This is a genomic window from Psychrobacter sp. A3 (genome assembly GCF_028823565.1).
Classification (GTDB): domain Bacteria; phylum Pseudomonadota; class Gammaproteobacteria; order Pseudomonadales; family Moraxellaceae; genus Psychrobacter; species Psychrobacter celer.
On sequence record NZ_JAPEHS010000008.1, the window covers coordinates 13,739 to 29,627 of the forward strand.

General features: G+C 47.0%; 14 protein-coding genes. 6 read left to right on the top strand and 8 right to left on the bottom strand.

Features of this window, described 5'->3' with window-relative positions; genetic code table 11:
* Positions 1-170: 170 nt before the first annotated feature.
* Positions 171-692, bottom strand: a complete 522-nt coding sequence (msrA, locus tag NK638_RS02530; RefSeq protein WP_274631809.1) for a peptide-methionine (S)-S-oxide reductase MsrA — start codon at positions 690-692, stop codon at positions 171-173.
* 277 nt (positions 693-969) lie between these two features.
* Here msrA and cmoA point away from each other — a divergent pair, with 277 nt between their 5' ends.
* Together cmoA and cmoB are read left to right on the top strand one after the other, a co-directional pair.
* Positions 970-1,758 (top strand): carboxy-S-adenosyl-L-methionine synthase CmoA, encoded by a 789-nt coding sequence (gene cmoA / locus NK638_RS02535; RefSeq protein WP_274631810.1) that lies wholly within the window; start codon positions 970-972, stop codon positions 1,756-1,758.
* A 60-nt stretch (positions 1,759-1,818) separates the two neighbouring features.
* Positions 1,819-2,850 (top strand): tRNA 5-methoxyuridine(34)/uridine 5-oxyacetic acid(34) synthase CmoB, encoded by a 1,032-nt coding sequence (gene cmoB, locus NK638_RS02540; RefSeq protein ID WP_274631811.1) that lies wholly within the window; start codon positions 1,819-1,821, stop codon positions 2,848-2,850.
* Between the two features lie 92 nt (positions 2,851-2,942).
* Here the strand turns inward: cmoB and NK638_RS02545 are convergent, their stop codons facing one another.
* The gene (locus NK638_RS02545; protein ID WP_075102521.1) at positions 2,943-3,161 is read right to left on the bottom strand and encodes a DUF2788 domain-containing protein; all 219 of its coding nucleotides are present in this window, start codon (positions 3,159-3,161) and stop codon (positions 2,943-2,945) included.
* 477 nt (positions 3,162-3,638) lie between these two features.
* Here NK638_RS02545 and argS point away from each other — a divergent pair, with 477 nt between their 5' ends.
* From argS to NK638_RS02560, 3 genes are all read left to right on the top strand, one after another.
* The gene (argS, locus tag NK638_RS02550; RefSeq protein WP_274631812.1) at positions 3,639-5,468 is read left to right on the top strand and encodes an arginine--tRNA ligase; all 1,830 of its coding nucleotides are present in this window, start codon (positions 3,639-3,641) and stop codon (positions 5,466-5,468) included.
* A gap of 64 nt (positions 5,469-5,532) precedes the next feature.
* Positions 5,533-6,354: an SPOR domain-containing protein gene (locus tag NK638_RS02555; RefSeq protein WP_274631813.1), complete on the top strand. Its 822-nt coding sequence runs from the start codon at positions 5,533-5,535 to the stop codon at positions 6,352-6,354.
* Positions 6,355-6,598: 244 nt separating this feature from the next.
* A complete protein-coding gene (locus NK638_RS02560) occupies positions 6,599-7,690 on the top strand; it encodes a PTS transporter subunit IIC (RefSeq protein WP_274631814.1) in 1,092 nt (363 codons plus the stop codon).
* Between the two features lie 222 nt (positions 7,691-7,912).
* Here NK638_RS02560 and clpX read toward each other — a convergent pair whose 3' ends face one another.
* The 4 genes from clpX to rdgB form a co-directional block, all read right to left on the bottom strand.
* Positions 7,913-9,184, bottom strand: coding sequence for an ATP-dependent protease ATP-binding subunit ClpX (gene clpX, locus NK638_RS02565; protein WP_198336427.1), 1,272 nt, complete (start codon positions 9,182-9,184; stop codon positions 7,913-7,915).
* 132 nt (positions 9,185-9,316) lie between these two features.
* Positions 9,317-9,955 carry an ATP-dependent Clp endopeptidase proteolytic subunit ClpP gene (gene clpP / locus NK638_RS02570; protein ID WP_172953052.1) on the bottom strand — a complete coding sequence of 213 codons (639 nt, stop codon included), beginning with the start codon at positions 9,953-9,955 and terminating at the stop codon, positions 9,317-9,319.
* A 511-nt stretch (positions 9,956-10,466) separates the two neighbouring features.
* Positions 10,467-11,804: a trigger factor gene (tig, locus tag NK638_RS02575; RefSeq protein WP_274631815.1), complete on the bottom strand. Its 1,338-nt coding sequence runs from the start codon at positions 11,802-11,804 to the stop codon at positions 10,467-10,469.
* Positions 11,805-12,240: 436 nt separating this feature from the next.
* Positions 12,241-12,912 carry an RdgB/HAM1 family non-canonical purine NTP pyrophosphatase gene (gene rdgB / locus NK638_RS02580; protein WP_274631816.1) on the bottom strand — a complete coding sequence of 224 codons (672 nt, stop codon included), beginning with the start codon at positions 12,910-12,912 and terminating at the stop codon, positions 12,241-12,243.
* A 504-nt stretch (positions 12,913-13,416) separates the two neighbouring features.
* Here rdgB and NK638_RS02585 point away from each other — a divergent pair.
* Complete coding sequence (locus NK638_RS02585) at positions 13,417-14,049, top strand: superoxide dismutase (RefSeq protein ID WP_274631817.1); 633 nt, start codon at positions 13,417-13,419, stop codon at positions 14,047-14,049.
* Positions 14,050-14,170: 121 nt separating this feature from the next.
* Here NK638_RS02585 and NK638_RS02590 read toward each other — a convergent pair whose 3' ends face one another.
* Both NK638_RS02590 and NK638_RS02595 read right to left on the bottom strand, forming a co-directional pair.
* Positions 14,171-14,977 (bottom strand): HNH endonuclease, encoded by an 807-nt coding sequence (locus NK638_RS02590; protein ID WP_274631818.1) that lies wholly within the window; start codon positions 14,975-14,977, stop codon positions 14,171-14,173.
* Positions 14,978-15,059: 82 nt separating this feature from the next.
* Complete coding sequence (locus NK638_RS02595; RefSeq protein ID WP_274631840.1) at positions 15,060-15,875, bottom strand: DUF72 domain-containing protein; 816 nt, start codon at positions 15,873-15,875, stop codon at positions 15,060-15,062.
* Positions 15,876-15,889 lie beyond the last annotated feature (14 nt).

Here is a 15,889-nt window from a genome sequence, read left to right on the forward strand (position 1 = left end):
ATAAATTGACGTAGGCGTGAGGTTGCAAGCGGTTTGTATATAGCAAGCTATATAGTCGACTCTAAATAAAAGAGTCATGCGTTTATTGGTCAGTTTGCTATAACATTTTTATAGCAAACTGACTATAGGTGAGTTACTTGCCGAATGATGCACCCGTGATGGCGCGTCAGTTAATTGACCATATATTCGCTAAACTCTTTACGCAGTTTGGCAAGTTTGGGTGGGATGGCAAAGTTGCAGTAGGCTTGGCCTGGGTTTTTGTTAAAAAAGTCTTGGTGCGACTCTTCAGCCTTATAGAACGTCATAGCAGGATGGACTTCTGTGACGACGTTGACGCCCATATCGCGCAGTTTATTGATGGTGCGATCGACGGTTGGTTTTTGCTCATCGTCTGTATAGAACACCACGCTACGATATTGACTGCCGATATCATTGCCTTGACGATCTTTGGTTGTGGGGTCGTGAGTGGCAAAAAACACATCAAGTATCACCTCCAGAGGGACAACAGTGTCATCAAAATCGACTTTGATAACCTCTACATGACCTGTGGTGCCGCTACAGACGGCCTCATAGTTGGCCGATACTGCGTCGCCGCCCATATAGCCTGAGGTCACGGACGCTACCCCTTTTACGGACAAAAAGACCGATTCGGTGCACCAAAAGCAGCCACCGCCTAAGATAATGGTTTGCATAATTTTTCCTATTATTATAAAGAGATGATCAGGTTATATAATCACTTCATTCTAAAAGTGACATAGCGCTACTGGTGTATATGTTGGTCGCAGACGGTCATTTTTCAACTTTCAACGATCTGCTTAAAGACTCTATCAACTCAATGACACGGTTGGTTTAACGACTGTTTCAATCATCAATTGATTGTCCTTAGCGTGACCTATCTAGCTTAACAGGGCATCTGATGGCGATAAGTAACAAACAGTAATGTTATAATGGGCTTTTGCTATTATCGAAATGAGTCGCCCCATGAGCCAATCCAATCCTGACACTATCAAGCATGACACTTTGTTTACTACACCTCTCGATAAAGCGGCGCGCTTTTCTTTTGATGAGCAGGTGGTGGCGTGTTTTCCAGATATGATTCGCCGTAGTGTACCAGGTTATGGTCAAGTGCTGGCGATGTTGCCTATCTTTGCTCGGCGTCATTGCAAGTACCGTCAGCAAGGTGATGATGGCCGCCGTGTCAGCCGTGTGTATGATTTGGGCTGCTCACTTGGTGCAGCTAGCATGGCGCTGGCTGGGGAATTTGCGCCGCAGGATTTACAGATTAAAGCGATAGATATCTCGCCTGCGATGACCACAAAAGCGGCAACTGTGCTCAATGATAACTATCCTGAGCACGATATCGAAGTCGTCACCGCCGATATCCGCGATGTGACACTTGAGCCATGCGATATGGTGATTTTAAACTTAACGCTACAGTTTTTGCCAACCGCCGATAGAGTGGCGGTGTTAGAGAATATCTATAATGCACTGAGTGAGGGCGGTATATTGGTGTTGACTGAAAAAACCCATGCGTTTGATGAGCAGTATGATGCGTGGCTGGTTGAGCGCTATTATGACTTTAAGCGCGCTAATGGCTATACCGAGATGGAAATCAGCGGCAAGCGTAATGCGCTAGAAAACGTCCTTATCACCGATACCTTAGACGGGCACCATCAGCGTTTGGATGAGGTGGGTTTTGCGCGGCATCTGACGTGGTTTCAGTTTTTGAACTTTGTCTCGATTGTGGCGTTTAAATAGCCTTTCTTTGAGGACGCAATTTTTAACCTTACTTTTTGATCCACATGGTAATTCGCTTTTATGCTTAATGACACTATCTTGCGCGCCGAACGCGAGCTGTATTTGACCTTGCTAACACTTGCGCAGCAGCAGCCGACGGTTTATGAGTGGCTGACCCAGTTGCCAACATGGCTGGGTGCCATCAAAGACAAAGCCAACTATGCGCACGCGCCAGCTTATCAGGCGTCGGTGGCGCGTTTGCCAGAATTGGTCGTCGATGCTGTTCATCTAGACACTGATGTATTGACCATTGAGGCAAATCTGAGTGACTCGCAGCGCAAGCAAACAACGGCGCTGTTAAAGCAGCTGATGCCGTGGCGCAAAGGGCCGTTTCAGATCGGTGGTCAAATCGGCGATGATGCGTCAGGTATCAAGATCGATACCGAGTGGCACAGTGACTGGAAATGGCAGCGAGTTGCGCCGCATTTGGGTACCTTAAAAGGACGGCGCGTGCTCGATGTCGGCGGCGGCTCTGGGTATCATGGCTGGCGTATGGCAGGGGCTGGCGCGGAGACGGTCATTATCATCGATCCCTCTTGCTTGTTTTATCATCAGTTTATGGCGATTCGGCATTTTGTCGGCGCGGCTGATAGTTATAAAACGCATTATATCCCCGTCCCACTCGAAGCCTTACCTGAGCATAGTCAGCTATTTGATACAGTGTTTAGTATGGGGGTGCTCTATCATCGTCAGTCACCCTTTGAGCATTTGCAACAGCTAAAGGGGCAGCTGGTCAAAGGCGGCGAGCTGGTGCTTGAGACGTTGGTAATCAAAGGCGATGCCAATACTGTACTGGTGCCGCATGACCGCTATGCGCAGATGAATAATGTGTACTTTTTACCCTCTGTTGCAGCGTTAATCGGCTGGCTTGAAAAAGCAGGGTTTACAGACGTGCGCTGCGTCGATGTGGCCACGACTTCGACCAATGAGCAGCGCCAAACCGAATGGATGACGTATCACTCTTTAGCAGATTTTTTAGATACTAATGACCGAACAAAAACTGTAGAAGGCTATCCTGCCCCGATGCGCGCGACCATTATTGCCAAAAAATAGCACAGTAAAACAGTGCAGTGTTTGGTCGCTGTTTAGCCGCTTCGAACCCATTTGGATGACTGTCGGTTGAATTAAGGACCCTAGAGCATAGGTTAGATCAACCATCTCTCAAAGGCGACCTCTAGTAAGAGCTTGAGTAAAAAGCCCACAAACCCAGCACCCAGTGCCAAAAAGATCCAAAACGTCCCAGCGCGTCCAGCCTCAGATTTTTTAGAGATGTCCCACATAATAAAAAATAAAAAGGCGATAAATATTGGTAGTAAGACGTACAACCCCCAGCTGGTGATGGTACTAGCAGCAATAGCAAACATAAGATAGTCCTATAAAGTGGTAACGCGTTGTTTGATTGTCTTTATTATTTTATCGTCTGGATAATGGCAGGCGACTCGGCTGCAATGGGGCGTATTGCCTCACTACAGCAAGACAGCAAGACAAACCGTCATTATAGCGTGGAATGTACTGGGTATAAACTACCGCAAAGCCTTGGACAACAGTAACGCTACAATCATCATGTGGGCGTTTTGCCACGCTTAGCGTGGCGCGCGCCGTCTTTATCAGATAGCCAATACTGAGGGGCAAATTGGGCTTAAAGTGTTGTATTTTGACACTAATTTTATCGTAAATAGTGCAATACAGCACAAAGATTGTTATATTTATAGGTTACTTGTTTTTTAGTACTAATGTCTCTTTTGCATAGCCTGTCGCTATTATAATAATCCCATATCGACTGCTCGCATTCGTCATGTTTCATACCGTTTTTGTTGTTTATTTAACTGAGTTTATACCCTATGTCACAAGCCCAAATCGATACCTTAACCGCATTATTTGACCAAGCTGTTCAAACCTTACAGGCGCAAGACATCTTGCCTGCCGATTGGAAAAACAATAGCCAGATTACCCGTACCAAGGATTTGAGCCATGGTGATTTTGCCAGTAACATCGCGCTGACGGCAGCCAAAGCAGCCAAGAGCAATCCGCGTATGCTGGCTGAAAAAATCGTCGCCGCGTTGCCTGATAATCAAGACATTCGCCAAGTCGAAATCGCCGGCCCTGGTTTTATCAATGTGTTTTTGAACAGCGATGCCAAGTTTGCAGTATTAGCAGATATCTTTGAGCTACAAGACCGCTTTGGTCTAAGCGAGCAATTTGCCGGGCAAAAAATCCAAGTCGAGTTTGTCTCTGCCAACCCAACCTCAAGCTTGCATGTCGGTCACGGCCGCGGCGCAGCGTTCGGTATGAGCGTCGCCAATTTGCTAGAGGCGGTGGGGTATGATGTCACGCGTGAATACTACGTCAATGATGCCGGTCGCCAAATGGATATTTTGGCAACCAGCACCTACTTGCGTTATTTGCAGATCAACGGCGAGCAGGTGACCTTTCCGGTCAATGGCTATCAAGGTGAGTATGTCCGAGATATCGCACAGACTCTAAAGGTGCAGCATGGTGACAGCTACGTTCATCCTTTCGCTGACGTCGCCAAAGACGTACCAGCAGATGCTATCTTTGATACCAATGCCGATGGCGAAAAAACACTGGTATCAGGCGACAAAGAAGCCCATATCGATGGCCTGATTGCCAATAGTAAATCCTTGCTAGGCGAGGGTTATGAGCTGTTTTTAGACGCTGCGCTGAGCAGTATCTTGGCGGATATCAAAGATGATTTAAATGACTTTGGGGTGCGTTATGAGTGCTGGTTTAGCGAGCGCTCAATCGATAGCGAGATCGAGCCTGTCTTACAGATACTAGACGACAAAGGCTATCTGTATGAAAAAGGTGGCAATATTTGGTTTAAATCGACCGATTTTGGTGACGAAAAAGACCGCGTGGTACGCCGCGCTAATGGGCAAACGACGTACTTTGCCTCTGATATTGCTTATCACAAAAACAAGTTTGACCGCGGCTTTGATAAAGTCATCAACGTCTGGGGCGCAGACCACCATGGTTATGTCCCGCGGGTAAAAGCGGCGCTGACTGCGCTTGGCATCGATGAGGCGCGCCTCGATGTGGTATTGGTACAGTTTGTGGCCTTATGGCGCGGTAGTGAAAAAGTACAAATGTCGTCACGCTCAGGCAAGTTTGTCACCTTGCGCGAGCTGCGCTCTGAGGTGGGTAACGATGCGGCGCGCTTTTATTATGTGGCGCGTAAGCCTGAAGTGCATGTGGACTTTGATCTGGAGCTGGCCAAGTCGCAAAGTAAAGACAACCAAGTCTATTACATTCAGTACGCGCATGCGCGTGTCTGCCGCGTGTTAGAGAAGCTTGAAAACAGTGGCTTTGTGGTAGATGATGCCATCGGTCAAGCGCAGCAAACGAGGCTAAGCGCTCCTAATGAAGATGAGCTGATCAAGCTGCTAGCAGGCTATCCTGCGACCTTGGCGCGCGCGGCAACCGGCTACGAGCCGCACGTCTTGACCAATTATCTAAAAGAGCTGGCCGCACTGTTTCATGGCTGGTACGACAGCAACCGCATCTTGCCGGTGAGCTTGACATCAGGTGAGACACCGAGCACTGATGAGATGGCATTGATGCAGGCGCGTCTACGGTTGTCAAAAGCGGTGCGTCAAGTATTGTCCAACGGACTTAATTTATTAGGGTTGTCTGCCCCGTCTAGCATGTAGTATAAAGAGACGGCCGATAAGCGTAATTTAATGATAGTTAGATTCAGTAGGGAGAACCAGATCCATGCTAGCCAAAAAACCTAAAGGCGCGACCGAAAAGCGCAAAACCAGTAGTGTGTCAGGCTTATTATGGATGTTCGTCGGGGCGATACTGACCTTGATGATTGGGGTGTTTATCTACCTCTCGCCATTGTTTGATTTTAGTCCAGCAGATAGTGCCGCCGGCGATGACCCAGACCGTCAGGTACAGCCGCGTGTCGATACCGACACGGATAATGCTGATTATGAGTTTTATGACATATTGCCCAGTCAAGAAATGGCGACGATTCCTGATGAAGACATTGCCGAGGTGGGCAACGGCGCAATAGGCGATATCAATGCCTTTGAGCCGGATGTGGTCGTCACTCAGCCGCAGGATAGTAGCGCCAGCCGTGATGATGAGTCAGGCAATTTTGGTATCGCGGATGGCACAGTGACAGCGCCTAATCAAGGCAATGGCGCGGCCACTGGCGAAAACAGTGATGAGATTGTCATTGTCGAAGAAGACGCCACTTACGATGGCCCTGCGCCTACTAGCAATAGTAATGGCGCTAACCGTAGCAATAACTCAGGTGCCGGAACCGCTAGCGTACAGGCCGCCAAACCGGCAGCCACCTACATTTTGCAGATCAATAGCTTTGGTGATGCTGATGAAGCAGATCGTCGCCGCGCCCAAGTACTGATGGCAGGTGTCGATGCAAGAGTGGTAAAAAACACCACAGGTAATGGCTTGCCCATCTATCAGGTCATCTCACGGCCGATGAATAATCGTCAAGCGGTGACCACCGCCCAGCAGCGCCTACAAAATAACGGCATCGACTCTATCATCGTCGAGCAGCGCCGCTAGCATCGGCAGCTTAGGAGGATGATTCGTTTATAAACAAAGGCGTCGCTTACTGGTTACGAGCGACGCCTTTTTTATCGTTTATTTTAGGGCGTGTTTTCAATTCACTCGATAGTTATCTAAATGGGCTAAAAATGGCTAAATTTTGCCAACCATCGTCAAATAGCGGGTTTATATCCCGATATGAACGGCGCTATTTTCCTTATTTGACCACAATTTATCTCCAAAACTTACAAAGAGCATGGCTATGACTGTATCGCACGCAGTAGCACCCCACGGTGTCATTAAGGCTTTTTTTCAAAAGTATTTTATTGATGCTTTTACTGGCATGGCGTTGGGCTTGTTTGTTACCTTGATAGCTGGTCTTATTATCTCGCAAATCGGTGGTTGGTTAAATTTGCCAGCACTGGTGGCTGTCGGCAAGCTGGCTTCAGTCATGATGGGGGCGGGTATCGGCGTGGGTATTGCGTACTATCTAAAAGCACCGACGCTGGTGATGCTCAGTTGCTTGGTCGTTGGTATGCTCGGTGCCCACTCCGAGGCGCTAATGGCAGGGACGCTATTTACCACTCAGGTAGGCGCACCTGCGACTTTTGTCGCCATACCAGGCAATCCGATTGGCGCGTATTTGGCATCGGTATTTGCGTATCGTGCTGGTACGTGGGTCGCAGGTAAAACCAAACTTGATATTTTGTTGGTACCATTGGTGGTATGTAGTACGGCGTTGCTGGTTTGTGCCCTACTTAATCCGCCCATCGTCGCTGCCGTCAGCGCTATTGGACAAGGTATCCAAGCAGCTACTGAGCTGCAGCCGTTATTGATGGGGGTGGTGATAGCTGTGGTGGTGGGGATTTTGCTGACACTTCCCACCTCCAGCGCTGCCATCTGTATCGCTATCGGGCTTGGCGGGCTGGCAGGCGGTGCGGCAGTGGTGGGCTGTGCGGCGCACATGATCGGCTTTGCGGTAGCGAGCTTTAAGGACAACGGCATGAGCGGGGTGATCTCTCAGGGGCTTGGCACCAGTATGCTACAGATTCCCAATGTACTAAAAAAACCATTGGTGCTATTGCCTGCGGTCATCGCAAGCGCCATTGTCGGCCCTATTGCGACCGTCGGCTTTGGGCTGGCATGTACCACAACTGGCGCTGGCATGGGGACGGCGGGGTTGGTCGGGGTATTTGGCGTTATCGAGGCCTCGCAAGGACTGATGAGCACCGCACAGCTATGGACGGCGATTGTGTTATTGATGTTTGTGCTGCCAGCCGTGATTGCCGGTGTTGTCGCTTATGTGATGCGGCGTATGGGCTGGCTGGTAGAAGGCGATATGAAGCTACCTTAAGTATTACTATGATGGTTATGCATACCGCAAAAAAGCCCAGTTTATTTTTTTATGGGTTTCTTATGGGTTTCTTATATGCCTTTTGTGCGCTTGGGCATATATATTTATGCATACAGACGAGCCGACACAAAAAAGCGCCTGAGCACTGCTGCCAGACGCTTTTTTTAGGATTACTGTCAAGATAGCCTGCCATTTGTCCTGCTATCTTTGGTCATGCTCAGATTAAGCAATTTTAGGCGTTTTGCCTTCATTGATGACCGACTCATCGACCATCACGGTTTTGGCGTTTTTCATCGATGGTAGCTCATACATGGTTTCTAGCAAGGCGTTTTCTACGATAGAGCGCAGACCACGCGCGCCTGTTTTGCGCTCCATGGCTTTTTTGGCGATGGCATCGAGGGCTTCTTTGGTAAACTCAATCTCAGCGCCTTCCATATCAAATAAATACTTGTACTGTTTGACCAGCGCGTTTTTTGGCTCGGTCAAGATTTGCACCAGTGCTTCTTCATCCAGCTCTTCGAGCGCGGCCAATACCGGCAGACGACCGATCAGCTCAGGAATCAAACCAAACTTAATCAAATCCTCAGGCTCGACTTGCTGAAGCAAATCTGAGCTACGGCGGCTGTCGTCTTTTGAGCTGACATCCGCATTGAAACCGATACCGCCCTTTTCGGTACGCTGCTGAATCACTTGGTCGAGGCCAGCGAATGCACCACCAACGATGATGAGGATGTTGCTGGTATCGACTTGGATCAGCTCTTGCTGTGGATGCTTACGGCCACCATGAGGAGGGATAGCAGCAACTGTACCTTCGATTAGCTTGAGCAGCGCTTGCTGTACACCTTCGCCCGATACATCGCGCGTGATAGACGGGTTGTCGCCTTTTTTGCTGATTTTATCAATCTCATCGATATAAATGATACCTTGCTCAGCTTTGCTCACATCATAGTCAGCCGCTTGCAGTAATTTTTGCACGATGTTTTCGACGTCTTCACCGACGTAGCCTGCTTCGGTCAAGGTGGTGGCGTCGGCCATCGCAAAAGGCACGTCGAGCAGGCGCGCTAAGGTTTGCGCGAGCAGTGTCTTACCAGAGCCGGTCGGGCCAATCAGCAAGATATTGCTTTTTGCCAATTCAACCATGGCATCATCAGCGCCAATCTTGGCTGTTTTGTTGTCATTGGCCAAAGTCTGGCTGACTTTTAGACGTTTATAATGGTTATAAACCGCCACTGCCAAGGCTTTTTTGGCCGCGTCCTGCCCGATGACATACTGATCAAGCTTGGCGCGTATCTCTTTTGGCGTTGGTAGTTTTTTATTGACCCACGAGGTGTCAATATCGCTATCGTCGCTCTGCTCGGCACTGTCTGCGATTAAGTCGGTACATAGCTCAATGCACTCATTACAGATATTGGCGTCGTCAGAGGCAATGAGCTGTTGTACGTCACTTTTGGCTTTGCCACAAAATGAGCACTGTGGGGTGTTATCTTCTGCCATAAAAGGCGCTCCTAAAATTTAAAGCTTATAAGTATTCTGAGTATGTCCATCAATGCCCAAACAGCAAGTGCTCAAGCATAAAATGTAACAAAATGGCTGCGGATATCGCGATGATGGCGCGGCGCCCAAAGCCTACAACGAAGTCGGACGACGCTCTAGTACTTCATCGACCAGACCGTACTCTTTGGCTTCTTGCGCATCTAGCCAAAAGTCACGTTCGACGTCTTTTTCGATTTTCTCAAGTGGCTGGCCGGTACGCTCAGCCAAAATGCGGTTTAGGCGATCACGGATTTTGAGGATTTCACGAGCATTAATCTCGATATCGGTCGCTTGACCTTGCGCGCCGCCTGATGGCTGGTGAATCATCACGCGTGCATTGGCAAGTGAGTAGCGCTTGCCTTTTTGGCCTGCTGCCAATAGGAATGAACCCATGCTATACGCGCCGCCCATACAGATGGTCGATACCTCAGGCTGGATAAAGTTCATGGTATCAAAAATTGCCAAACCGGCACTGACTGAGCCGCCTGGTGAGTTGATGTATAAATGAATGTCTTTGTCTGGGTTTTCTGCTTCCAAAAATAGCAACTGAGCAACGATAAGATTGGCCATGTGGTCTTCGACTTGACCGGTCAAAAAGATCACACGCTCACGCAGCAAGCGCGAGAAAATATCAAACGAGCGCTCACCACGTGAAGACTGCTCGACCACCATGGGTACTAAGGCAGACTGCGGAGCGCTTTGGATGTTTTGTACGTCGTTGTGCGCACTCATCAACATATCAAAATGCGGGTTGGCGGTGATGCGATCATAATCTGTCATAAAGATGTCCTATGTATAAGTCCATAAAATAAAGGGTTTGAGGGTAGCGAGTGGTCAAGCTTTGCTGACGGCTTATCATTGTAAATAAGGCCGTTTATACCTAGTACGAGCCAGATGCCATAAAACCATCTAGGTGTCGCTAAAAAATAATTGAGCTAATGGTAACTTTTTTATTGAGGCAATAGTAACTTTTTAATGTGAAAATTGATAAATGACTGTCTATTAATAAGGCGTCTGCAACCATTTATCAAGGGGTTGATCATAAACGATGATGAAAAATACTCGATAAAAAGTCAGTCAATGTGGGCGTATGTGCCAGTACTTTATCCATCAATAACTATCTACCAAGAAAAATGCCCTAACACAATGGTTAGGGCATTTTTGTATTACCTTGGTCGTCGTTACCAATGATCACCCGTGCTTAGCGATGATCGTAATGGTCTGGCTGGAAGACTAAGCAAGATTACATTGCTTGCTGCTGCTGAGCGGCGAGCAGGTCTTGGTAGCTGACTTCTTTGTCAGTTACTTTACCTTGGCTGATCAAATAGTCGACCACTTGGTCTTCTAGTACCACAGACTCGATGTTGGCGCGTTGCTGCTTGTCATTGGTGTAGTACTCGATTACTTCCGCTGGATCTTCGTAGTTTTCTGCCGCTTCTTTGATGAAGTTTTCGACACGCTCTTGATCCACTTCTAGGCCTTTGGTGTCGATGAGGCGAGCGACGATGATGCCAAGACGGGCAGCACGTAGTGCTTGCTCTTCAAACAGCTCATTTGGCAGCATGTCTTTGTCAAAGCTGTCAGCGCTAGCGCCGAACTGCTGAGAAAAACGCTGCATCATCATGTTGCGCTGACGCTCGATTTCTTGCTCTAGCATGGCGTTTGGTACGTCAAACTCGTTCTTTTCTAGCAATGCATCAAAAGTCGCTTGCTTGACTTGGCTACGCGCAGCGTTTTTGATTTCACGTTCCATGTTTTTGCGTACGTCTTCTTTTAGCTTCTCAACGCCGCCTTCGGTCACGCCAAATAGCTCTAGGAACTCGTCGTCGATTTCAGGTAGCTTAGGTTTTTCGACCAGTTTGACGTTGATTTTGAACTGAGCTTCTTTACCCGCTAAGTTTTCGGCTTGATAATCTTCTGGGAAAGTCACATCGATGGTCTTTTCTTCGCCAGCTTTCATGCCTTTGATACCGTCTTCAAAGCCTGGAATCATCTGACCGCTACCGATGACTAGTTTGAAGTCTTCAGCGCTACCGCCTTCAAACTTCTCGCCGTCGATTGAACCTTCAAAGTCGAAAGTGACCTGAGTATCTTTGGTCGCTTTACCTTTTTTCTCAACATACTCTTGACGCTGCTTTCGCAGGTTTTCGATCATGGTGTCGACGTCTTCGTCACTGACGGTTGCAGTGTGACGCTCAACTTCGATTTCATCGATACCTTGTACGTCGATTTCTGGGAAGATCTCAACAGTGGCTTGATACACCAAAAAGTCGTCTTCTAGTTTAACGTCGTCGATGTTTGGCATACCAACGGCGCGGATGTCTTCAGCTTTGATCGCTTCAAAGACCGTATCACGGATCACATCGTTGATCACTTCTTGCTGGATGCCCGCACCGTACTGTGAGCGGATGTGCGACATTGGCACTTTGCCTTTACGGAAACCGTCGATTTTGGCGGTTTTCGCCACTTGGCTGATGCGGCCTTCTACTTTGTTTTGGATTTTTTCCACGGGGACTTTAACCGTCAGCTGAGTCTCTTTATTAGATAGCTTGTTGGTTGTGACTTGCAAATCTGTAGCCATGTTAATTACACCTTTAGGGTTAAATAATAATGATAGACAATCGCACCTCAAAATACGGGCGTGTGCTGCTGATTGCCGTTGGAATAAATAGGGGATAGTGATAGCGCGCAGTCGCTCAGTTGGCCTTTAAGCAATCGCCTCAGACGTCCCTATAACCTAACTGCGCCACGGCTATAAGGCCAAGCGCTGTCAGGCAGCGTTTGAGTACACGCTATCAAATATCAATAATAAACCGTTTATGCCGCGCATAATAACGCTTTTTGCTGAATTATACAGGCAAATAACGGCCTTCAACAAAATTTTAAAAGTAGAACAGTATAATCTATCTGTTTATTAAAGTAAAAATTATCTGTTTGCCTATAAAGCGTTCTTTATTTACCTTATGTTTGATGACATGCATCATTAGCGCTAACGCTGTTTTAGAGCGCGTCAACTGTCATAGCGGTAGCTGCGCCAATAACTGCCTAATCGCTTGGCCGCGATGACTGATTTGGTTTTTATGAGCACTATCCAAACTTGCCGCCGTTGCCTCTAATTGGGGTAACCAAAATAGTGGATCATAGCCAAAACCACCATCGCCATGTGGCGCGTCTAATATCTCGCCTTGCCATAAGCCTTGAGCGATAATCGGCAGCGGGTCATCAGCGTGACGGACCAGCGCCAGCACACAAACAAACATGCCTTTGATAGGCGTATCTGGCGAGGCGGCGCGAATAGGCTGCAAATCAGCGATGAGCTTGGCGTTGTTTTTAGCATCATTGCCATGCTCGCCTGCGTAGCGCGCCGAATAGATACCAGGCGCGTTGCCCAATACGGGCACGCATAACCCTGAGTCATCGGCAATCGCCGGCAACCCGCTGCTACGGCTGGCATGCCGCGCCTTGATGATGGCGTTTTCTACAAAGCTGAGCCCATCCTCGATGGCATCATCGATATCAAGCTGCCCTTGCGGGACGATCGTCACATCCAAATCTGCCGCCGCAAATAGACGTTTAAACTCAGCAAGCTTGCCTTTGTTATTACTGGCGAGTACCCACTGGCTGGCAGCGGTTGCCTCATTTGGCAATGGTACGGGGTGACCAGATAGTTGGCCTGTGGTAGTGCTCATAAAATCATTCCATCAAGTCGAGGGACAAAAAAGACGTTACCAGTAAATGCGGTAAGCTAAATAGAGTAAACATGCATAATGGCTCGCATCCGCCCATTTATTATACCGGTTAAGCTCAAACAACCAGATAGCGTGGCTCGATAAATAACCAATTGCTATACAGGTTGTATCGTCCATAACATTTAGTAACTGATATTACCGCGTACTGTTGCTATAATAGGTGCCAAGATTCAGTGAATGATATCTTATAGCTTGTGAATATTAAGTTAATAAACGCTCGCGAAGTCAAACACTTGGCTTTCGGGCAAAAAATAACACTAATGTTACTTTTGGATTCATGACAATACGTGATATTGTGAGTAAAAATATCATGTATAAACGACAAAAGTATTAAGCGATAAAATTCATCTCAAACAATAAACTCAGCCAATTTAGCTCGGTATGTTGCTTGCCTCTGTGGGGCAGGTGAGATAAGAGCGGCAAATAAGCAAGGATAAAATAAATATGTCAAACATTACTCTACCAGATCTACCTTATGCAAAAGACGCGCTAGAGCCACATATCAGTGCCGAAACGCTAGAATACCATCATGACAAGCACCATGCAGCTTACGTAAATAAATTAAAAGATATGCTACCAGGTTCTGGTCTTGAAGATAAGACACTACCTGAGATCATCGAAGCTACGGCAAAAGATGACAGCAAGCAAACCATGTTTAATCAAGCCGCGCAAGTATGGAACCACACGTTTTACTGGAACTGCATGACCCCAGAAAACGGCGGCGGCGAGCCAACAGGTGATCTAAAAGGTAAAATCGAAGAAGATTTTGGTAGCTATGACAAGTTCCGCGAAGAGTTTAAAAACGCAGCGACGTCACAGTTTGGTTCAGGTTGGGCATGGCTTGTGACTGACAAGGTAGGTGGCAAACTCTCTATCATGAAAACGAGTGATGCAGACAACCCTTTAGCACACGACAAAATCGCGGTATTGACTTGTGATGTGTGGGAGCACGCTTACTATATCGATTATCGTAACCGTCGTCCTGACTATGTCGATACGTTCCTAGACAAGCTCGTGAACTGGGACTACGCAAACGCAAAATACAAAGGTCAAGATGCTGGTGTTGAAGGTAAATAAGCTACCTAGCTTTTGATTTGTAAATAAAAAGAGGACGCTGAGAGGCGTCCTTTTTTTGGCTAGTCTTTTATGTTCTGCTACTGTTAATACAGCTTCACTTTACAATGACTATTTATATCTTTTACTTAGAGTTGTCAGCTATTAACTTTCTTATTTCATGGATTGATAATGTCTTGTCTTTCTTTCTATGAACGATACAGTGGCAGTTTGCGCATAGAGGAACTAAGTCGGTTTCAGGGTCTATCTCTTTAGGTGTTTCAAATTCTGAAACCGGAACTATATGATGAATATGAATAAAGCCTGCTGCATATTCTCCATAAAACTCACCAAAGTTAAATCCGCAAGCAGTACAAGAGTCACCGTGGATAGCAATTGCTTGTTTTCTATATTTAGGATTTCTTTCGTATGTAGTTACATAGCGCTTTGATGCTTTACCTTCACTGAAAGATTCAAGCGAATCCTGGTAATTTTCTGCATTCTTATCTGAGATATAAGCCGTTTTTTGCTCTGAAACCTTATTAACCATGCCTTTAGAGATAATCAGCTGATAAGTACCCTCATCGATAGCTCTTACCCCATCGCGCCAATAATTGGATTTTCTCGAATCAGGGATTGTTTCCAAGTATTTTGAATCATATTTTGCTAAAACAGCTTCTTTAAAGGGTATGAAATCAGTAATAGTGGCAAAAAAATCATTTTTACTACTTTCTTTGTCGGGGTAGGTTTTACCGATTTTAGCGATAGCAAAATAGTGTGGCGCGTCAGATAACCTTTTACTAGAAAATTTTTTGTTCTTCAATGTTCCTTTGTAATAAATGACTTTCGTACCTGGTTTGAGGTGCTTTTGGTATCTTTTTGGGAAATGATAAAGAACACCAGTTTCATCGGCCCAAGCGGATTCATCATTTTCAGTTATTATTGTATACACGCTATGTCCTTATATTTCAAAATTAGCAATAGTCTGAGTTCTATGAAAATAGGTTGGTTTTTAATTAGGTCCATAAACTCTGTTAGACCACCTCAAACCCAAATCCACCCAACGCCTCACGCAGCATAGCAATATTATAGTACGCGTGCGCTTTCACGGTATTTTGAAAAAAGATATATAGCACATCAAAATGCTGGCGCTGATTGGCAATCGCTTGCGCCCAATTCTGCATCTCCGCCTCGCTATAGCGATAGTCATGACGATCAGCCGCACTCATCGCATCCCACCAGTTCAGATTGTTGCCATGCATGCGCAGATATCCCGTACGCTCGGTAAATATCAATCGTGATGGTGGTAGCCCGCCAACTTTAGGATAGTCAACGCTGCACCAAATGAGACCTTGTTCGCGAAAGCTATCGACCACTTGCGGCGTGTGCCATGCGTTATGACGAAACTCGATGGCAAGCGGATAGTCCTTAAACCAGCTGACAAGTTCTGCCAAGTACAGACGATGCTGGCGAGTACGGTCAAAGCCGTGCGGGAACTGGAGCAGTAGAGGAGCTAGAGCATTTGCTTCGATCAGCGGCGTCAGGGCATTGAGAAAAGATTGTGCGTGCTCCGCTGTGCCCTTACGCGCATGAGTAAAGTCTTGGTGCAGCTTGACGGCAAACTTCAACTCGCTATCGGCTTGCTCATAAGCTTTATTAATCATACCGGTAAAGGCTTTTTGGCCGATAGGCGCATAAAAGGTACTATTAATCTCGACCGCGCCATATTGCTTAGCGTACTCACGTAAGAAGTCAGTCTTTTTGGTACCCTTGGGATATAGCGTACAGACCCGCCGGTGCCAAGGTAGATACGCGGTGTCGGGGTGCCTTCCATGTTGACCACCTTTTATCGTTTTTAATGTTT